The organism is Marichromatium gracile (assembly GCF_004343155.1).
In the GTDB taxonomy this organism is placed as follows: domain Bacteria; phylum Pseudomonadota; class Gammaproteobacteria; order Chromatiales; family Chromatiaceae; genus Marichromatium; species Marichromatium gracile.
In genome coordinates this window covers 178,442-198,750 of record NZ_SMDC01000002.1, presented here as the reverse complement: position 1 = coordinate 198,750, position 20,309 = coordinate 178,442, and the positions used below count along the sequence as shown (strand labels likewise).

Genomic DNA, 20,309 nt, shown 5'->3' with positions numbered 1-20,309 from the left:
TACGAGAGCGAAACCGAGACCATGACTGGAGAACGGCTTTTGTTGAGCGGCGACGACGCGGTCGCCCTGGGAGCACTGCACGCTGGCGTGCGGCTGGGCACCGGCTATCCCGGCACGCCCTCGACCGAGATCCTCGAGACCTTCGATCGCATCGGCGGCCGCGCCCAGTGGTCGCCCAACGAGAAGGTCGCGCTCGAGGTCGCCTGCGGCTCGGCCTTCGCCGGCGCGCGCACCATCGTCACCATGAAGCACGTCGGCCTCAACGTCGCCGCCGATGCCCTGTTCACCGCCACCCACACCGATGTCGACGGCGGACTGGTGATCGTCTCGGCCGACGACCCGGGCATGGCCTCGAGCCAGAACGAGCAGGACAACCGTCACTACGGTCGCGCCGCCGCCGCGCCGGTGCTCGAGCCGATCGACTCGCAGCAGGCCTACGACTTCACCTGGCTCGGGCTCGAACTCTCCGAGCGCTGGAAGATCCCGGTGATCCTGCGTCTGACCACCCGCGTCTGTCACGCCAAGACGGTGGTGCGTCCGCGCGCACCGCATCAGGACGACAGCGCACTGCGTTTCCGCCGCGACGTCCCGGCGCGGGTGATGATCCCCGCCTTCGCCAAGCCGGCACACCGGCGGCTGCGCCAGAAGCTCGCCGAGATCACTGCCTGGAACGAGGCCGAGGGGCCGATCGAGGAGCACCGGGGCAACCGTGAACTCGGCATCGTCGCCACCGGCGTGGCCGCCGTGCACGCCCGCGAGGCCGCGCCCGATGCCTGCCAGCTGACCATCGGCCTGACCTACCCGCTGCCGCTCGAGCGCATCCGTGCCTTCGCCGCCAGCGTCGACCGTCTGGTGGTGATCGAGGAGGGCGACCCGGTGCTGGTCGACAGCCTGCGCGCCGCCGGCATCGATGCCGAAGGCAAGGCCGAGCAGTATCGCTTCGGCGAGCTCAATGTCGCGCGCGTGCGCCGCATCCTCGCCCGCGACACCAGCCCCGAGAGCGAGCCGCCGGCGGGCAAGCCGCCGGAGCTCTGTCCCGGCTGCTCGCACCGCGCGGTGTTCGAGACCCTGCGTGATCTCGACTGCATCGTCTCGGGCGACATCGGCTGCTACACCCTCGGCGTACTGCCGCCCTTCTCCGCCATGGACACCTGCGTGTGCATGGGCGCGAGCGTCGGCGTCGGGCTCGGGCTGCGTCACGTCCTCCCCGAGGACGAGGCACGCCGGGTGGTCAGCGTGATCGGCGACTCGACCTTCGTCCACTCCGGGCTCACCGGCATCGCCGAGATGGTCTACAACCCGCCGGCCACCGGCCACGTGGTGCTGATCCTCGACAACGCCACCACCGCGATGACCGGCCAGCAGGAGCACCCGGGCACCGGTCGCCTGCTCGACCACAGCCCGACCAAGCGCATCAGCTTCGAGTCGGTGTGCGAGTCGATGGGCGTCGACAACGTCCACGTGCTCGACCTGCACCGCAACGCCGACGGGCTGCGCCCGCTGCTCGAGGAGCTGCTCGCCCGCGACGAGACCTCGGTGGTGATCACCCGTCAGCCCTGCGTGCTCGCCGCGCCGAAGATCCGGCTCTACGAGAAGGCCGCGGCCGAACAGGCCGAGTGCGCCGCCGCGACCCAGGACTGAACCCGGTCGTCGGCGCCCACCCGGCGCCGACGCCGCCCCGAACCCGGGGCGCGCGCCACGGCACGCGCCCGCACCTTGAGCGAGAAGATTCGATGCAACAGGTCAAGAACATCGTGATCGCCGGACTCGGCGGCCAGGGGGTCATCAAGGCCTCCGACATCCTCGCCGACGCGGCCTTCCGCGCCGGCTTCGACGTCAAGAAGAGCGAGCTGCACGGGATGAGCCAGCGCGGCGGCTCGGTGAGCAGCGACGTGCGCTACGGCGAGGGCGTGCTCAGCCCGATGGTACCGCCCGGCGAGGCCGACGTGCTGCTGGTGCTCGAGGCCACCCAGGTCGAGATCAACCGCCCCACCCTGCGCGCCGGCGGACTGCTGATCGGCCCGGATGTCATCGAGCCCGGCGCGCTGCGCAACCGCAAGAGCCTCAACGTCGCCCTGCTCGGCGCGCTCTCCACCGCGCTCGAGATCGATCAGGCACACTGGGAGGCAGCGCTCCACGCCAACCTCGCCGAGAAGCTCCACGCCATCAACGAACAGGCCTTCGCGCTCGGTCGCGAGGGCGCGGCGCGCCACCTCGGTCAATAACGATCGGCAGGGGCGCGCCGCGCCCCGCCATCCGCCAGCATGGGTCGACCGGGCACGCCCACGGTCGATCCGGATCAAGAGGACACCCATGTTTAAAGAGCTTTGGAACGACGCCGCCGGTGGCTTCCACCCCGCGAGCGCCCCCGACTACCTGCCCGAGCAGGCACTGCGCGAGGTGCAGCTGCGCCGACTGCGCGCCGTGGTCGAGCATGCCTACAAGAACGTGGCGCTGTTCCGCAGTCGGATGGAGGAGCGTGGTCTCACCCCGGAATCGGTCCAGAGCCTCGCCGACATCGCCAAGCTGCCCTTCACCGTCAAGGCCGACCTGCGCGACACCTATCCCTCGGGGCTGTTCGCCGTGCCCATGAGCGACGTGGTGCGGCTGCACGCCTCCTCCGGCACCACCGGCAAGCCGATCGTGGTCTCCTACACCCGCGAGGACATCCAGGTGTGGTCGGAGGTGATGGCCCGCGCGCTGGCCTGCTACGGCCTGCACCGCGGCGACATCATCCAGAACGCCTTCGGCTACGGTCTGTTCACCGGCGGGCTCGGCGTGCACTATGGCGCCGAGACCCTGGGCGCGACCGTGGTGCCGATCTCCGGCGGCAACACCGACCGCCAGCTGATGGTGATCCGCGACTTCGGCGTCTCGGCGCTGTGCTGCACGCCGAGCTACTTCGCCCACATGCTCGAGCGCGCCGAGGAGCTCGGCGTCGACCTGCCGGCCTCGCCGCTGCGCGTCGGCGTGTTCGGCGCCGAGCCCTGGAGCGACGCGATGCGCCGTCACATCGAGGAGGCCGCCGGGATCCGCGCCTACGACATCTACGGGCTCTCCGAGATCGTCGGCCCCGGGGTGGCGAGCGAGTGTACCGAACAGCACGGCCTGCACTTGTTCGAGGACCACTTCTACCCCGAGATCATCGACCCCGAGAGCGGCGAGCCGCTACCCGACGGCGAGGAGGGCGAGCTGGTCATCACCACGCTGAGCAAGCGGGCGATGCCGATGATCCGCTATCGCACCCGCGACATCACCTCGATCATCCCCGAGCGCTGCGCCTGCGGTCGTACCCTGCGGCGGATGCGCCGCATCGAGCGCCGCTCCGACGACATGTTCATCATCCGCGGCGTCAACGTCTTCCCCTCGCAGGTCGAGGCCGCGCTGCTCGCCGTCGAGGGCACCCTGCCGCACTACCAGATCATCCTCACCCGCGATCACGGTCTCGATCAGATGGCCGTCGAGGTCGAGGTCACCGCCGAGGTGTTCAGCGACAAGGTGCGCGCACTCGAGGAGGTGCGCGCCCGTCTGGCACAGTCGATCGAGCGCATCATCGGCATCCGTGTCATGCTCCGTCTGGTCGAGCCGCGCACCATCGAGCGCAGTCAGGGCAAGGCCAAGCGCGTGATCGATCGCCGCCACGACTGAGCGGCCCCGTCGTCGGTGACGACGGCCAGGAAGATGCACAAAGGGGAGTCGAACCCATGAAACTGCAACAACTGTCACTCTTTCTCGAGAACCGTCCCGGCCAGCTCGGGGCACCGCTGGAGGCGATCGCGGCCGAGGACATCAACATCCTCACCCTGTCGCTCGCCGACACCGCCCAGTTCGGCATCCTGCGTCTGATCGTGCGCGAGTGGGAGCAGGCCAAGCAGATCTTCGAGCAAGGCGGCTGGGTGGTGAAGCAGACCGAGGTGGTCGCCGTCGACGTGCTCGACCGCCCGGGCGGCCTGGCCGGCGCGCTGGCGGTGCTCGAGGCCGCCGAACTCAACATCGAGTACATGTATGCCTTCTCGCTGCGCCGCGACGACAAGGCGATCCTGATCTTCCGTTTCGAGGACCCCGACCGCGCCATCGAGGTCCTGCTCGAGCACGGGCTGCACGTGGTCGAGGCCGAGGAACTGATGCGTCACGTCGGCTGACGCCAACCACAGACCCAATGCCAATGTCCAACCAAGACCCCGACTGGTCGAGCGAGAACCGTATCTGGAACCGCAGCGCCGAGACCCTCCCGCGCGAGGAGATCGCGGCGCTGCAACTCGAACGACTGCGCGCCATGGTCGAGCGCGTGGCCCAGGTGCCCTTCTACCGCGATCAGTTCAAGCACGCCGAGATCGGCCCGCAGAGCATCCGCTCGCTGGCCGATCTGCGGCGCCTGCCCTTCACCACCAAGGACGACCTGCGCCGCCACCAGCCGCTCGGCTTCCTCGCCGTGCCGCGCAAGGAGCTGGCGCGCATCCACGGCTCCTCGGGCACCACCGGCGTGCCCACCTTCGTCGCCTACACCGCGCAGGACCTGCGCACCTGGTCGGAGCTGTGCGCGCGCTTTCTCGTCGCCGGCGGGCTGCGCCCGGCGCACACCGCCCAGGTCGCCTTCGGCTATGGCCTGTTCACCGGCGGGTTCGGCCTGCACTACGGCATCGAGCGGGTCGGCGCGGCGGTGATCCCGGCGGCGGCGGGCAACACCCGACGCCAGATCGACATCATGCGCGAGCTCACCCCCGAGGTGCTGATCTGCACCCCGAGCTATGCGCTGACCATCGCCGATACCGCGCGCGAACTCGGCATGGATCCGGCCACCCTGCCGATGCGCTACGGCCACTTCGGCGGCGAGCCCTGGACCGAGGACATGCGCCGCGAGATCGAGGACCAGCTCGGGCTGCAGGCGTTCAACAACTACGGGCTCTCGGAGGTGTTCGGCCCCGGGGTCGCCGGCGAGTGCCCGCTGCACGACGGCATGCACATCCAGGAGGATCACTTCATCGTCGAGTGTCTCGACCCCGAGACCCTGGAGCCGGTCGCCGAGGGCGAGCCGGGTGAGCTGGTGATCACCAACCTCACCCGCGAGGCCACCCCGCTGATCCGCTACCGCACCCGCGACATCGCCCGGCTCTATCGCGAGCCCTGCGCCTGCGGCCGCACCACCATGCGGATGAGCCGGGTGACCGGGCGCACCGACGACATGCTGATCATCCGCGGCGTCAACGTCTTCCCCTCGCAGATCGAGGAGGCGCTGTTGCGCGTCGAGGGCACCACCCCGCACTATCTGATCGAGGTCGACCGCCCGGGCACCCTCGACGAGGTCCACGTCAAGGTCGAGATGCGCCCGGAGATCTTCTCCGATCGCATGGACCGGATGCAGGGGCTGTGCGAGCACATCAGCCGCGAGATCCAGACCGTCGCCGGCATCCGTGCCCATGTCGACCTGGTCGAGCCGAGATCGATCGAGCGTTTCGTCGGCAAGGCCCGGCGCGTACTCGACAAGCGCCGGCTCAACGACTGACCCAAGGGCCACATCCCAGGAGAGAGCATGACCATGATCCATACCGCGCGCCGAACCCGACTCCCGGCCGGGCTGCTGCTCGCCGCCCTGCTGCTGCCGCTGCTCGCCGTCGCCGGCGACGGCTACTATATCGAGACCGTCAATCGCGGCTCGGCGGTGATGACCGAGGGGCCGCAGGAGAGCCTCACCAAGACCTACATCGCCGCGGGCAAGATGAAGGTGGTCAACAGCGGCGAGAACGCCGACAGCATGATCCTCGACCCCGAGTCCGGGGTGATCACCTTCCTCAACGACGGTCTGCAGCAGTACTTCACCATCAACGTCGACGACGTCGCCAAGGCGATGGCCGACCCGAGCATGGCGCAGATGCGCGCGATGATCAGCGAGACCAAGGTGAGCGTCGAGGACACCGGCGAGACCCGCCAGATCGGCGACTGGGAGTGCCGCAAGTACGCAGTCACCAAGCAGGGCATGATGCAGGTCGAGCAGGAGGTGTGGGCGACCGAGGAGATCGATCTCGACGTCCGTCCCTACACCCGGATGATGCGCATGGCCGGCGCCGGCGACATCCCCGGCGGCGCCGAGCAGATGGCCGAGCTCGACAAGATCAAGGGCTTCCCGATCCTCACCATCAGCACCATGAACATGATGGGCACCGAGGTGCGCACCGAGACCGAGGTCACCGCGGTACGCCAGGAGACGATCGCCGACGACTTCTTCACCGTCCCCGACGACTATCAGCTCAAGGAGATCGGCATGGGCATGGCGCCCCCAGCCGGACACCCGCCGGCGCAGTGATCCGCGCCCCGTGGCCGGCGCGCGCCGGCCACGGCACCCGACTCAGCCCGACCCCGTCCGCGCCAGCGAACCGATCGCCACCCGATCGTACTTGCCCGAGTCGAGCAACGGCAGCGCCGCCACCCGCAGCCAGCTCCGCGGACGCTCCGAGCCCGACAGCGGCCCCGCGCACCACACCGCCAGCTCATCGGCACTCGCCTCGCCACTGTAGACGGCCACCAGCCGATGCCCCCACACCGGGTCCTCGAGCGCGACCACGGCGAGCGCCGTGACCCCGGGCGCCCCGGCCAGCACCGCCTCGACGCGGGCGAGCGAGACGTTGTTGCCGGCGATCACCCGCAGGTCGTCGGCGCGTCCCTGCACCCAGAGCGCGCCCGCGTCGGCGACCCAGCCGAGGTCGGAGGTCTCGAACCAGCCATCGCGCAGCCCCTCGCCGGGGCGCCTGTCGGGGTTGGCATAACCCTGCATCAGCACCGGCCCACGCAGCCACAGCCGCGCCGGCGCCTCGGCCTTGCCACCGCGCGCCGCACAACCGGGTAGCAGCGGCCCGATCCGTCCGGGCGACGGCGCCGCGTGCAGCCGCGCCGAGGTGGCGATCTGCGAGCCGGTCTCGGTCATCCCGTAGGTGACGTGCAGCGGCCAGCCGGCCTCGAGTGCGCGCGCGGCGAGCGCCGGGCTCAACGCCTGACCACCGACCATCACCACCCGCAGCGAGGCCGGTGGCCGCACGCCGTGATCGAGCAGACGCGCCAACATCGGCGGTACCAGCGAGAGATGGGTGATGGCGTGCGCATCGAGATCGTGCGCCACCTGCTCGACGGCGAACCCCTGGTGCAACACCAGGGTCGCGCCGGCCAGGGCGCAGCGATAGGCGATGGCGAGACCGCCGACATGACTGGTGCGCAGACAGCACAGCCAGCGATCGCCGCCCCCGAGCCCGAGGCTGTGGTTGCAGCCGAGCGCCGAGGCGAGCACGGCATCGGCGCCGAGCATCGCCGCCTTGATGCGCCCACCGCTGCTGCCGCTGGTACGGATCAGCAGCGCCGGGGGGCGCGCCGGGGTCGTCCCGGGCCCCGGGCCGAGCCGTTCGAGCCGGGCGCCGAGCGGATCCCAGTGCCACTCGACCGCGGCCAACCGCGCCAGGTCGGCGCGGGCCTCGCGGTCGAGTCCGGCACGATAGGGGAAGAGCGCGGCACCGAGCCGCGCCAGGGCGTGCTGCATCAGCAGCAGATCGAGCACCGGGGCATCGGGGGCGAGCACCAGCTCACCGGCGGCCAGCCCCTGATCGCAGAGCAGCCGGGCACGCGCTGCGACCTCGACGCCGAGCCGATCGTAGTCCCAGCGCTGATCACCACAGACCAGCGCCAGCCCGGTGCCCGAGCACCAGGGGGCGGCGGAGAAGTCGGGGGAGCGAGTGCGCACCGGCATGCCCCGCGGGGCATGCGAAAGTGCATCGGACATCGGTCTACCAGCGGACCTCGAAGACGCAGGTCTCGGCGCCCTTGGCCTGGCAGGCGGTCTCGGTGACCCGCGCCTCGCGCTGCACCAGCTTGCGGTAGAGACGCTCGAAGGTCCCGGCGTAGAAGTCGCAGAGGGGATGCTCGGCGCGGGCGCCGGCACAGATCGGGCCGTCCTCGATGATGAAGCGCGGCGGATAGGCCGGCAGCGCCTCGAACCGACCGGAGCCGGCGAAGGTCCAGGCGTTGCGCCGGATCGCGGTCATCAGCACGCGGCTGGCCAGGGGCGCGGGCAGGATCTTGAGCAGACGTTGCGCCGGGCGCGGGATGCGCCGGGCGAGCAGATAGTCGCCGGTGCGCACGCCGGCATCGCGCGAGACCGCCTTGGCGCCCTCGACCCCGATCAGCTCGCGCAGCGCGACATGGAGCCGGGTCACCTCGCGCTCGTCGACCATGGTCTCGGGCATGGCATCGAGATAGTGCGCAAGGCCCGCGGCCTCGAGCAGCGCCTCGACGCGCTCGCGTCCTTCGAAGGACTCGAGCGCCTCGGCGATGCGAATGATGGCGTTGGGACCGACTCGCCCCGGGGCCGGGACGGTGGTATTGACTGGTTGATTCATTGGACTAGGATCGATCGCCACTGCGTACTGCCCCAGCCACTCGAACCGCCCCGCTCGACACAGAGTCCGTGGAGCAGATAGCGCCCCTCGGGGGTGACCCGGATACCATCCTGGCTGACCTCGACCAGCCCACCGTCGCCATCGCACAGCAGACGATCCTGGTCCTCCTTGAGCGCGGCGGCCGACGCGGCGGGCAGACGCATGTTACACATCAGGGAGACCAGCGCATCACGGCGCCGACGCTCCCGCTCACCCAGTCGCCGTCCCGCGGCGACCGGCAGTTGACCGGCATCGAGCCGTCCCCGCCAGGCACGCAGATCGGACTCGTTCTGCACCAGCACCTCACCCAGCTCACCGACACCGCTGGGGCCGAAGGCGAGGACCCGCGAGGCCGGCAACGGGGTATAGCCGATGGCGGTGCGGTGAAGCTGACCAGCACGCTGGGCGACGGCCAGCTCATCGCCCTCGCGCACGAACAGGTCGAGACCGACCCAGCGATAACCGGCCTTGGTGAAGGCCTCGACGGCCTGGCGGAACAGTGCCAGCTTCTGCTCGGCGCTCGGCAGCATCGCGGCGTCGATGGCGTGCTGGTGGGGACGGCGAACCGGATCGTGATTGTAACTGAAGCAGGAGATGCGGTCGGGGGCGAGATCGATCACCTGATCGAGGGTGGTGCGGAAACCCTCGGCGGTCTGGAAGGGCAGACCATAGATCAGGTCGAAGCTGATGTTCTCGAAGCCGGTGTCGCGCGCGGTATGGTAGACATCGCGCACCATCCCCAGCGACTGCAAGCGGCCGATGGCGCGCTGCACATCGGTGTTGAGGTCCTGCACCCCGAAGCTGACGCGCTTGAAGCCGAGCCCGTAGAGCAGATCGAGCTGGCCGGCCGAGGCCCGACGGGGGTTGCACTCGATCGAGGTGCAGGCATCGGGGGCGAGTGTGAAGTGATGCTCGACGATCTCCATCAACCGGGCGAGCTGGGGCTCGTTGAGATGATTGGGGGTCCCACCGCCGACATGCAGCTGCACCACCCGGCGTCCCCGCCCGATCAGCTCGGCGACCCGCCCGAACTCACGCTCGAGGGCGTCGAGATAGCCGTCGACCTTCTCCTCGCTATGCGTGATGGTGGTATCACAGGCGCAGTAGAGACAGCGCACGTGACAGAAGGGCACGTGGACGTAGAGCGCGAGATCATCATCCGGGGCACTTGCCAGCTCGGCGAGTGCTTCTCGGTAGAGGGTTTCGCAGAAGGATCGGTCGGAGACCAGACCCGAGGGGGAGAACGGACATCCGCTCGAGGATTGGCCATACCGGTCGAGCAACTCGAACGGCACACTGGTAGAGAGAGGCGCCATGTGTCAAACCTGTCTTCAGGTTGTGCCGCGAACATCCGGGTACCGACGCGACGGACCAGGCCGTGGCCACCCCAAAGTGTCGCAGTCTCGAATCCATCCATATCCGACTCGGAATGTCCGGCGGATTCACGGACCTCGTGGACGAGGGCGCGCGAGCGCTGGACGGCCAGCACGACTCAATGAATCTCTCCGCGAAGAACCTGGCTCAGGATGTCTCGGCACCCCGTCGGGCCGCCGAAGGCATCTTGCAAGCGCTTGTCCAAGCGGGATTTTCCGAATGGATCGAGCACACCGACGGTCTCGTCGATCTGCGCTCAGGACTCCATGCGACCGCGCCGCGCTCGCCATGGCTGGCACCGAGGATTATACGTCGACTGCAGACGAAGCTCTACCTTGTCACGGTGACCGACGAAAAAGTTCCCGGCACCCATGCGGCGCGATGCCGACCACCCCGCTCGACACCTTGCACAGGTAGACCGAAACCCTCAGAGCCCGGAGGCCCATCCGGTTCGTCGGCCACAGGCGGGGGCGGCATAATCACCGCCCTCGCCGCCCTGCGAGCGGGTGCGCGAAACCGCCGAGCGCAGCGCGCCACCGTCCGCACCCGAGCCACCCTGATCATCCTTGGCCGCATCCTGGCGATTCGGCAACGCCCAGGACCAGAGCGCCTCGTCGGGCAGCGGCAGCACCAGCAGCCAGTGCTCGAGCAGCGCCAGCGCGAGCAGTGTGGTGGCCAGGCTCAGGCGCACCGCGGCGGCGCCGGCCGAGTGTGGCGCAATCGCCTCGAGCACCATCAGCACCACCACCACGGTGGAGACAGTGATCGAGATCGGGAAGAGCAGGTTCATGCCGCGATTGGGCATGTAGCTCTTGAGATAGCGCAGATGCTCGGGGAGCCAATCCTCGTTGAGGTTGGGCACACCGAAGAAGAGATTGAGCTTGGCGCTCCAGCGCATCAGCCACAGCACCATGAAGGTCCAGACCCCGACCTGGTTGGGCTGCTCCCAGGCGATCAGGATGAGGAACACGGCGGTGGCGATGATCGCCAGCTCATGATAGAGGCTGGTGAGCACCGCCAGCCAGAAGCGACGCCAGCCACGACAGTCCCGGGGGCAGGCAAGCTTGCGCGGACCGGTGAGAAAGCCGGTGAAATAGCTCATCTCCAACACCCCCCAGATCACCAGACCACAGGTGAAACCGGCATAGGCGGCGAGACGGCCGTCGTGCAGGCTGCTCAGGGCGAAACCGAAGATCGCCACCGCCAGCACCACGATGCCGCCGAGCATGGTCCAGCGGAAGGTGCGACGCGGCAGATTGTCGAGATAGAGCACCACGCCGGTGCCCAACCACCACAGCCCGAGCGCGAAGAGGACTGGGAAACCGAAGTCGGTCATGCGATGCGACCCATTCTGCTGCTGAGGCGAGCCGCAGGGCTCGCCGATATCACCGAGACCATCCGCTGCCCGGTCGCATCAGGGTCGATACGCGCGAGCAGGCGCGTCCCCGCGGGGACGCGCCACGAATGGGCTCACTGGGAGACCGGCTCGGCGTCCAGGAGTTCGGCGAACACGCCTTCGTTGCTCTCGCCAAAGGCGCGCAACCGGATCAGGATCTCGGTTTCCGGATCCTCCAGGGTGATCGCACCGTCGGCGCGACGCGCCACCTGGAAGGGTGCCCCGGCCTCGGCCTGGTGCAGCATGCGCTCGCGCCCCATGCTGCGCAGCACGCCACGCACGAAACCGCCCTCGACGGGCGCGAAGGTCTCGATCAGTTCGCCGGTGGTGTCGTCGTAGACGGCGAGCACGTCCTCGGGCTGCGACTCGAAACGCAGATCCCTGGTCTCGACCGCCGGGGCCACCGGGATCTGCTCCGGCGACATGCCGGTGAGACGCGCGATGCTGATCATCAGGATGATCGAGCCGAGCAGGATCGCGACTGCGATCAGCACGCCCCGCGGAAACGGGCGTTCACCAAATGGATCACTCAAGATGAGACCTCGTCAGGAAGCGGCTGCGGGACTGGACTCGGCCTCGCTGTCGCTCGCGGAATCCTGCTCCTCGCCGCTCTCGGCGAAGGCCTTGAGGGCATCGGCCAGGATTCCGGCGACCCGGTCGACGTCCGGGATCGCCCGCAGCATCGGGCGTGGAGGCGAGAAGGTCCAGGGGCGGACATGGGGCCAGAAGAGCACGTAGGAAGGACGCGCGGACTCAGCGAGCAGCAGGGGGATGTCGCCACAGCCATCGGCGTAGCGACGCAGATCAGCGGTGCGGATCTGCGCGAAGGGCAGATTCATCATCATCGGCAGCGCCACACCGATCCGCATCACCACCCGACGCGAGGTGATGGTGTAGACGGTGGTCCGCGCCATCCCCCAGGCCAGCAACACGAGGGCGCCGATGGCCAGCGCCGCCAGCATGGCGATCCACAGCGTTCCCTGCACCACGGCGGCAACGCCGCCCTGATCCGCCCACCCGAATGCCAGCAGCACTGCCAGCAACAGGAAGTAGACGGCGATCTTCCTGACGTGGAAGACGCGCCGCGCCAGGACGTTCCAGCGCGGCGCGCCCTGCCAGAGCAGCTCCTCACCAGGAGGAAGCTGCTCGGGCAAACCCCGAATAGGCTCGAAGTCGTATTCCTTCACAGCAGGGGCTCTGCACGCTCTTCGGTGGCGTAGAGTTTGCCCGCGGCATAGAAGGCGCAGACCTTGTCCTCTTCATAGAGGGTGACCTGATCCGGGCTGGCCAGGGTCGGCACCTTGGCGAAGTGCTCGCCGCGCAGCGACACCACCTTGACCTTGCCTTCCTTCTTGTTGAAGCGGCAGAAGTTGATCGGCAGCAGCACCTGCTTGCCACCCTGAGCGGTCTTCATCTCGAGGTAACGGATCTGCGGCTCGGAGCGATCGACCCAGACGTCGGTGATGGTGCCGCCGTTGGCGCCGTCGAGACCGACCACGGTCATGCCGCGCGGATCGGGATCCTTGCTGGAGATGGAGAAGTCGGTGGCCACGCGCAGCGGCACGATCTTCGGACGACCGTCCTCGGTGAGGTCGGGGTGCTTCTCACGGTTGGGCGAGGAGCCCGGGCCGACGCCAGCGGTCATCGGATCGCCGATCGGCTCGATCGGGGCACCGAGGAAGGGCGCGATCGGCTTGGCCTTGAGGTTGGTCTCCGGTGCCTTCGGGTTCGGCGCCTGCACGGTACCGCCGTTGTGCGGCAGGATGAAGGTCTTGGGCGCGGGCATGCCGGGGAAACCGACAACCTTGACGCGACCACCCGAGCGCTCGGTGCGATCGGAGTCGAGCGGATAACCCTCGCGCTTGTCTTCCTGACGCAGGTAGTAGATCAGACCGGCGAAGAAGAACCAGAAAGCCCAGATCGTGAGCTGGGCGACATCGATGTATTCAGTGATGGCAGCATTCATGTTGTGACCTCCGTAGGACAAATGGCCAGCCGGCTAACCGGCCAGACCGAAGCGCGATGACCGCCTTGGACCGGGTCGATGGGCCAGACCCGCAAGCGCACCAGTGACGACCAACGTGGCAGATGAAAAAACGAACTCGCGTGATGTGACAACTCCATAACCGGCCGACAAACCGGTCTCGACCGGACCCCTCTCCGCCCCGTGGCGCGACCCGAACACAGCCACGCGCGGCGTGGACAGTGCGCACTGCACCCTGGGGCAGGCACTCATGCCGGCACCAGCTCCAGGGCCTGAGAGGTGTAGAAGCCGACCATCACCCGGTGGGTGCGCCCTGGCTTCCAGCCACTGAGCCTGGGCTCGGCGGCGATCAGCGCCTGCAGTCGCTCCAGGCTCACCGGCACGATCGCCGGCGAGCGATCGCTGCGCGGGAACCACTTGCCGACGGCGTGCATCAGTGCCAGCAAGGGCGTCCGTGGCGCAAAGGTGAACAGGATCGATCCGCTGGTGCGCTCGGCGATCCCGGCGAGCACATCCACCACATCCTCGGGGCTGTAGTGGATCAGCGAGTCCATGGCCACCACGTAATCGAAGCGACCGTGGGCCGGGTCGAGCATGTCACCGGCCTCGAAGTGGACCACACCGGGCCCGAGATCGGCCGGCAGGCGCTCACGCGCCACCTCGATCAGACTCGGCGCCACATCGATGGCGCAGACCTCGGCACCGCGGCGCGCCGCCTCGACCGAGAGCATCCCGGTCCCGCACCCGGCGTCGAGCAGACGCTTGCCGGCGAGATCGCCCGGCAGCCAGCTGAGCAGGGTGTTGCGCATGTCGTCGCGCCCGGCGCGCACCGTCTCGCGGATACGCGAGACCTTGGCATCCGAGGTCAGCTTCGACCAGGCCTCGGAGGCGGTGCGGTCGAAGTAGGTCTTGATCTGACTCCGACGCTGTTGATAGGAACCCTCGGCCATCAGTCAAACCCCAGAAAATCGAAGATGTCGCGATCGCGCATCGGTCGCGCGTCCAGCGGCTCGACCCCGTTCCAGAGCTGCTGGGCGAGCTGCAGATACTGCTGCTGCGCGGCCTCCAGCCCGGAGTCCGGCTCCGGCTGCATCTCGAACACGGTCGACTTCTTCAGTCGGCTGCGACGGATGATGTCGAGGTCGGGCAGGTGTGCCAGACGCTCGAGACCGACGGCCTCGATGAAACGATCGATCTCGTCGGTCTGACGGCTACGGTTGGCCACCACGCCGCCGAGACGCACCTTGTAGTGCTTGGCCTTGGCCTGGATGGCCGCGGCGATGCGGTTCATCGCGAAGATCGAGTCGAAGTCGTTGGCGGTGACGATCAGCGCGCGATCGGCATGCTGCAGCGGCGCGGCGAAACCGCCGCAGACCACGTCGCCGAGCACGTCGAAGACCACCACGTCGGTGTCCTCGAGCAGATGATGCTGCTTGAGCAGCTTCACCGTCTGACCGACCACGTAGCCGCCGCAACCGGTGCCGGCGGGCGGGCCGCCGGCCTCGACGCACATCACCCCGTTGTAGCCCTCGTAGACATAATCGGAGGGGCGCAGCTCCTCGGCGTGGAAGTCGACCGACTCGAGCACGTCGATGACCGTCGGCACCAGGCACTTGGTCAGGGTGAAGGTCGAGTCGTGCTTGGGATCGCAGCCGATCTGCAGCACCCGCTTGCCGAGCTTCGAGAAGGCGACCGACAGGTTCGACGAGGTGGTGCTCTTGCCGATCCCGCCCTTGCCGTAGACGGCAAAGACCTTGGCCGACTCGATCTGCAGGTTGGGATCGAGCTGCACCTGCATGCTGCCCTCTCCGTCCAGGTACTTCGTCACGCGGCAGCCTCCTCGACGACGCCTTCAAGGCGATCTTCAAGCTCTTCGCCCGCCTTGCGCAGGGCCTCGAGCGTCGCCTCGTCGGGCGACCAATAGTTACGTTCGTGCGCCTCGATCAGTCGGTTGGCGACCTTCGCCGAGGCGGTGGGGTTCAACTGGGCCAGCCGGTTGCGCATCTCATCGTCGAGCACGAAGGTCTCGGTGAGCTGCTGGTAGACCCAGGGGGCGACCTGACCGGTGGTGGCCGACCAGCCCATGGTGTTGGTCACATGGACCTCGATCTGGCGCACGCCCTCGTAGCCGTGCTTGAGCATGCCCTCGTACCACTTGGGGTTGAGCATGCGGGTGCGGGTCTCGAGCGCGACCTGCTCGGCCAGGGTCCGCACCACGCCGTCGCCACGGGTCTGGTCGCCGATGTAGACCGGCACCTCGTCGCCCTTGAACTGACCGACGCTCTTGGCGATGCCGCCGAGGGTGTCGAAGTAGTGGTCGACGGTGGTGACGCCGAGCTCGACCGAGTCGAGGTTCTGATAGGCCAGCTGCACCTTGCCGAGCACGTCCTTGAGCAGCTCGGTCTGCTGCATCGGCTTGCCGGAGCGGCCGTAGGCGAAGCTCTTGCGCCGGGTATAGGTCTCGGCAAGCTCACCGTCCTCGTCCCAGCTGCTGCTGTCGATGAGGTTGTTGACGTTGGCGCCGTAGGCCCCGTCGGCGTTGCTGAACACCCGCAGCGCGGCGGTCTCGAGGTCGCAGTCGTGCGCTTCCATGTACTCGAGCACGTGCTTGCGGATGAAGTTCTGCTCGACCGGCTCGTCGGCCTCGGCGGCGAGGAAGGCAGCCTCGGCGAGGAGCTTGGTCTGCAGCGGCAGCAGGTCGCGGAAGATGCCCGAGAGGGTCATCACCACGTCGATGCGCGGGCGTCCCAGCTCCTCGAGCGGGATCAGCTCGGCGCCGCACAGCCGGCCGTAGTTGTCGAAGCGCGGGCGCGCGCCCATCAACGCCAGGGCCTGACCGATCGGGCCACCCTCGGTCTTGAGGTTGTCGGTGCCCCAGAGCACCAGCGCGATGCTCTCGGGGAAGCCGTTGCCCTCGGCCTGGTGACGCTCGATCAGCAGCTTGGCCTGCAGCGCGCCGTCGCGCTGGGCGAAGCGGCTGGGCATGCGGAAGGGGTCGAAGCCGTGCAGGTTGCGACCGGTGGGCAGGATCTCCGGGGTGCGCAGCAGATCGCCGCCGGGCGCCGGCGGGATGAAGCGTCCGTCGAGCGCGGCGAGGATCGCCGGGGTCTCGGTGTCCTGCTGCAGCTGCAGGTTGATCCTGGCCAGCTCGCGGAACAGCTCGACGTTCTCCTCGGAGGTCGCCATCTTGGCGGCCTTGAGCGCCTTCTCCGGCGACTTGCCGGCGACCAGTGCCGCGACCGCGTCGCGCTCCGGGCGGATGTCGCGGGTCGACTCGGCCACCGCCACCAGGGTGTCGATGCGCTCCTCGTCGGTCGGCGCCTCGCCGACCACGTGCAGACCGTGCGGGATCAGGGTGTACTCGAGCTCGAGCACCTCCTCGTTGAGGCGGGTGATGCGCGAGTCGATCTCGGTGCCGGCCCACTGCGGCTCGAGCTCGGCGAGCTCCAGCTCGGCGGCCTGGGCCTGGATCACCTCGGCGAGCTGAGCGCGCTCGTCGGTCTCGCTCGGCGGCAGCGAGCGCCACCGCTCCATCGACGACTTCAACTCGACCAACCCCTTGTAGAGACCGGCATGCGCGATCGGCGGGGTGAGATAGCTCACCAGGGTCGCAGCCGCGCGACGCTTGGCGATGACGCCCTCGGAGGGGTTGTTGGAGGCGTAGAGATAGACGTTGGGCAGATCGTTGATGAGACGATCCGGCCAGCAGGCGCCGGACAGACCGGCCTGCTTGCCCGGCATGAACTCGAGCGCGCCGTGGGTGCCGAAGTGCAACACCGCGTGAGCGCCGAAGTCCTCGCGGATATAGCGATAGAAGGCCGAGAAGGCGTGGGTCGGGGCGAAGCCCTTCTCGAACAGCAAGCGCATCGGGTCGCCCTCGTAGCCGAACGAGGGCTGGATGCCGACGAAGACGTTGCCGAACTGGGCACCGAGCACGAAGATCGAGGCGCCGTCGCTCTGCTGACGACCCGGGGCCGGACCCCAGTGGGCCTCGATCTCGGCGAGATGCGGCTCGCGACGGACGTGATCGTCGGTGGCGATGCGGGTGTGGACGTTGGCGTGAGCACCGAAGCGCGAGGCGTTGCCGTTGACCACACGCTCGCGCAGGTCATCGACGCTCTCGGGCAGCTCGACGCCATAGCCGGCCTCCTTCATCGACACCAGGGTGTGATAGAGCGAGGAGAACACCGACAGATAGGCCGCGGTACCGGTGTTGCCGGCGTTCGGCGGGAAGTTGAACAGCACCACCGCGACCTTGCGCTCGGCGCGCTCGGCGCGACGCAGCCGCACCAGCTTGGCGACACGGGCGGCGAGCATCGCGGCGCGATCGTCCTTGGCGTTCATGTCGCGGTTGGCATCGCCGCTGCCGTCGCCAGTACGACCACCGAAGACCATCGGGTTGGTGGCGCCGTCGAGCTCGGGGATGGCCACCATCATGGTCGACTCGACCGGCATCAGCCCCTGGTCGGAGTCCTGCCACTGATCGAGGGTCTGGAACTCCACGGCGAGGGTCGACATGTAGGGCACGTCGAGCTTCTCGAGCATCTCCTCGGCGGCCTTGGAGTCGTTGTAGGCGGGACCGCCGACCAGCGAGAAGCCGGTAAGCGAGACCACCGCATCGACCGTCGCCTTGCCGTCCTTCATGAAGAACTTCTCGATCGCCGGACGGGCGTCGAGCCCACTGGCGAAGGCCGGGACCACCTGCAGACCGTGGGCCTCGATCGCCTTGATCACGCCCTCATAGTGCCCGGAGTTGCCGGCGAGTACGTAGGAGCGCATCAGCAACAGGCCGACACGTCCCTTGAAGCCACCCTTGCCGGGATTGGGGAGCTGGGCGAGCTGCTCGGTGATGCGACCCTTGACGGCGGGGTGGAAGAGCCCGACCTCGGGATATTCGATGGGCGCGCCGACCTTGAGGGTGCCGCGCAGATGGCGCCGCTCGCCGTCGGCGTAGCGGTCGACCAGGAAACGGATCATGTTGCCGAGGTTGTCGGCGGAGCCGGCGAGCCAGTACTGCAGGGTGAGGAAGTAGGCGCGCACGTCCTGCGCGGTGCCGGGGATGAAGCGCAGCAGCTTGGGGATGCGGCGCAGCATCGACATCTGCTGGGCGCCGGCGCTCTGCTGCTTGCGTTCCTTGTTGCCGCGCAGACGCTTGAGCAGCGCCATCGGGCCGCCCTGGGCGCTGCCGTCCATGGTGAAGCCGCCGAGCTTGGTCAGGCGCATCAGCTCGCTGGCCGACATGCACACGATCATCGCGTCGCAGTCGTCGCGACGCGCCTGCAGCGCCGGCAGGATGGGGCGGAAGTGCTCCTCCATCACCAGCATGGTGACCATGATGATGTCACCCCGGGCGATGTCGGCGTGGCAACGCTCGAGCGACTCGGCGTCACCGGCCCAGTCGGTCGCCGCGTGCAGACTCAGCTCCAGACCCGGGAGGTCGCGCCGCACCTCCGGCAGTGCGCGCTCGGTGGTTCCCGCCAGATGCCCGTCAAGGTTGATGATGACGACGCGAACCGGAGTCTCATCGGGTTTCTTGGCGCGCTGATCAGCGGCCGAAATGCGCTTTGGCATCGTAGAGCGTCTCCACAGTAATGGTCTGGATCCCGCGCTCCGTGGCATAGCGCTCGGTGTTGCGCTTGGCCTTGCCGCGCACGAAGAACGGGATCTTTTTCAGTTCCTGCTCGGCTTCCGGTGCCCAAGCCATTGCAGCGGGGTCGCCAGCCGCGGCGGCGGGCGTCTCCTCCGGCTGTGCGGACGCGGCGGCTTCAGGGGCCCGTCCGGGGCTCGCGCCATGTCCCAGATGCGACGGGGTCGACGCGTCGTTGAACTCGAAGTCCTCCCTGAACATGGTGATCAGGTGCTCCTCGAGACCCATCATCAGCGGGTGGACCCAAGTGTCGAAGAGGACGTTCGCGCCCTCGAAGCCCATCTGCGGGGCATAGCGCGCAGGGAAGTCCTGCACGTGCACCGGCGCCGAGATCACCGCGCACGGCACCCCCAGACGCTTGGCGATATGGCGCTCCATCTGGGTGCCGAGCACCAGTTCCGGGTGCGCCTCGGCCACCCGCGCCTCGACCTCGAGATAATCGTCCGTGATCAGCGGCTCGACACCATACTGCTTGGCCGCGGCGCGGACCTCGCGGGCGAACTCGCGCGCATAGGTGCCGAGCCCGACCACGGTGAACCCGAGTTCCTCGCTGGCCACCCGCGCCGCGGCCACCGCATGGGTGGCGTCGCCGAAGATGAAGACCCGCTTGCCGGTCAGATAGGTCGAGTCGACCGAGCGTGAGTACCACGGCATTCTAGACCAGTCGGGCATCGGAATGCTGCCCGTATCGATCCCGGCGACCCGACCGACCTCGGCGATGAAGTCGCGGGTGGCACCGATGCCGAGCGGCACCGTCTTGACCGTCGGCTGACCGAACATGCGTTCGAGCCAGAGACAGGTCTGGTCCGCGGTCTCGGGATAGAGACAGATGTTGAAATCGGCCTCGGGCAGACGCAGCAGGTCGGCCGGCGCAGCGCCGAGCGGCGCGACCACGTTGACGTCGACGCCGATCATGTCGAGCAGCCGGGTGATCTCGGTGACGTCGTCGCGACAGCGGAAGCCGAGCGAGATCGGCCCGAGCAGGTTGGCGCGCGGGCGCTGCCCCTCGGGGCGCGGCGGACGCGACTCACCGGGTGCCGGACGACGCTCGTGCAGCAGGCCACGGACCAACTGGTAGAAGGTCTCGTTGGCGCCCCACGACTCCTTGCGGGTATAGGCCGGCAACTCCAGCGGCAGCACCGGGATCGGCAGCCCCATGCCCTGGGCGAGCGCGCCGGGCTGATCCTGGATCAGCTCGGCGGTGCAGGACTCGCCGATCAACAGCACCTCGGGCGAGAAGCGGTCGTAGCAGGCCTGGATGGTGTCCTTGACCAGCTCGGCGGTATCGGCGCCGAGTTCGCGGGCCTGGAAGGTGGTATAGGTCACCGGCGGGCGCGAGTCGCGCCGCTCGATCATGGTGAACAGGAGATCGGAATAGGTATCTCCCTGGGGCGCGTGCAGCACCAGATGCACGCCTTTCATCGAGGCGGCGACGCGCATCGCGCCGATATGAGGCGGCCCCTCGTAGGACCAGAGCGTCAGCTGCATGAT

17 protein-coding genes are annotated in these 20,309 nt (G+C 68.3%); 6 read left to right on the top strand and 11 right to left on the bottom strand.

What is annotated here, in order from left to right; translation table 11 throughout:
• Window positions 1-21: 21 nt before the first annotated feature.
• The 6 genes from EDC29_RS03900 to EDC29_RS03875 all read left to right on the top strand — a co-directional run bounded on the left by EDC29_RS03900 (window position 22) and on the right by EDC29_RS03875 (window position 6,301).
• Window positions 22-1,641, top strand: a complete 1,620-nt coding sequence (locus tag EDC29_RS03900; protein WP_062272371.1) for a thiamine pyrophosphate-dependent enzyme — start codon at window positions 22-24, stop codon at window positions 1,639-1,641.
• A 92-nt stretch (window positions 1,642-1,733) separates the two neighbouring features.
• Complete coding sequence (locus EDC29_RS03895) at window positions 1,734-2,225, top strand: indolepyruvate oxidoreductase subunit beta (protein ID WP_062272373.1); 492 nt, start codon at window positions 1,734-1,736, stop codon at window positions 2,223-2,225.
• Window positions 2,226-2,313: 88 nt separating this feature from the next.
• A complete protein-coding gene (locus EDC29_RS03890; RefSeq protein ID WP_132228639.1) occupies window positions 2,314-3,648 on the top strand; it encodes a phenylacetate--CoA ligase family protein in 1,335 nt (444 codons plus the stop codon).
• A 56-nt stretch (window positions 3,649-3,704) separates the two neighbouring features.
• Window positions 3,705-4,142, top strand: a complete 438-nt coding sequence (locus tag EDC29_RS03885) for a hypothetical protein (protein ID WP_005221249.1) — start codon at window positions 3,705-3,707, stop codon at window positions 4,140-4,142.
• Between the two features lie 23 nt (window positions 4,143-4,165).
• A complete protein-coding gene (locus EDC29_RS03880; RefSeq protein WP_123142042.1) occupies window positions 4,166-5,503 on the top strand; it encodes a phenylacetate--CoA ligase family protein in 1,338 nt (445 codons plus the stop codon).
• 27 nt (window positions 5,504-5,530) lie between these two features.
• Window positions 5,531-6,301 carry a DUF4412 domain-containing protein gene (locus EDC29_RS03875; RefSeq protein WP_123139956.1) on the top strand — a complete coding sequence of 257 codons (771 nt, stop codon included), beginning with the start codon at window positions 5,531-5,533 and terminating at the stop codon, window positions 6,299-6,301.
• Window positions 6,302-6,343: 42 nt separating this feature from the next.
• On the opposite strand, the gene EDC29_RS03870 is transcribed toward EDC29_RS03875, so the two are convergent.
• The 11 genes from EDC29_RS03870 to bchB form a co-directional block, all read right to left on the bottom strand.
• The gene (locus EDC29_RS03870; RefSeq protein ID WP_132228637.1) at window positions 6,344-7,762 is read right to left on the bottom strand and encodes an AMP-binding protein; all 1,419 of its coding nucleotides are present in this window, start codon (window positions 7,760-7,762) and stop codon (window positions 6,344-6,346) included.
• Window positions 7,763-7,766: 4 nt separating this feature from the next.
• Complete coding sequence (gene bchJ, locus EDC29_RS03865) at window positions 7,767-8,378, bottom strand: bacteriochlorophyll 4-vinyl reductase (protein WP_123139958.1); 612 nt, start codon at window positions 8,376-8,378, stop codon at window positions 7,767-7,769.
• Complete coding sequence (gene hemN, locus EDC29_RS03860; protein WP_123139959.1) at window positions 8,375-9,733, bottom strand: oxygen-independent coproporphyrinogen III oxidase; 1,359 nt, start codon at window positions 9,731-9,733, stop codon at window positions 8,375-8,377. The genes bchJ and hemN overlap by 4 nt, the downstream gene beginning before the upstream one ends.
• Before the next feature lie 485 nt (window positions 9,734-10,218).
• Window positions 10,219-11,127: a putative photosynthetic complex assembly protein PuhE gene (puhE, locus tag EDC29_RS03855; protein ID WP_132228635.1), complete on the bottom strand. Its 909-nt coding sequence runs from the start codon at window positions 11,125-11,127 to the stop codon at window positions 10,219-10,221.
• Between the two features lie 134 nt (window positions 11,128-11,261).
• Window positions 11,262-11,681 carry a photosynthetic complex assembly protein PuhC gene (gene puhC, locus EDC29_RS03850; RefSeq protein WP_223806025.1) on the bottom strand — a complete coding sequence of 140 codons (420 nt, stop codon included), beginning with the start codon at window positions 11,679-11,681 and terminating at the stop codon, window positions 11,262-11,264.
• A 51-nt stretch (window positions 11,682-11,732) separates the two neighbouring features.
• Window positions 11,733-12,374, bottom strand: coding sequence for a photosynthetic complex putative assembly protein PuhB (gene puhB / locus EDC29_RS03845; RefSeq protein WP_123139962.1), 642 nt, complete (start codon window positions 12,372-12,374; stop codon window positions 11,733-11,735).
• Window positions 12,371-13,153: a photosynthetic reaction center subunit H gene (puhA, locus tag EDC29_RS03840; protein WP_123139963.1), complete on the bottom strand. Its 783-nt coding sequence runs from the start codon at window positions 13,151-13,153 to the stop codon at window positions 12,371-12,373. Before puhA ends, puhB begins: the two co-directional genes overlap by 4 nt.
• Window positions 13,154-13,419: 266 nt before the next feature.
• Complete coding sequence (bchM, locus tag EDC29_RS03835) at window positions 13,420-14,121, bottom strand: magnesium protoporphyrin IX methyltransferase (protein ID WP_123142040.1); 702 nt, start codon at window positions 14,119-14,121, stop codon at window positions 13,420-13,422.
• A complete protein-coding gene (gene bchL / locus EDC29_RS03830) occupies window positions 14,121-14,969 on the bottom strand; it encodes a ferredoxin:protochlorophyllide reductase (ATP-dependent) iron-sulfur ATP-binding protein (RefSeq protein WP_207301277.1) in 849 nt (282 codons plus the stop codon). The genes bchM and bchL overlap by 1 nt, the downstream gene beginning before the upstream one ends.
• 26 nt (window positions 14,970-14,995) lie before the next feature.
• The gene (locus tag EDC29_RS03825) at window positions 14,996-18,742 is read right to left on the bottom strand and encodes a magnesium chelatase subunit H (RefSeq protein WP_123142039.1); all 3,747 of its coding nucleotides are present in this window, start codon (window positions 18,740-18,742) and stop codon (window positions 14,996-14,998) included.
• Window positions 18,717-20,306 (bottom strand): ferredoxin:protochlorophyllide reductase (ATP-dependent) subunit B, encoded by a 1,590-nt coding sequence (bchB, locus tag EDC29_RS03820; protein ID WP_123139967.1) that lies wholly within the window; start codon window positions 20,304-20,306, stop codon window positions 18,717-18,719. The genes EDC29_RS03825 and bchB overlap by 26 nt, the downstream gene beginning before the upstream one ends.
• Window positions 20,307-20,309 lie beyond the last annotated feature (3 nt).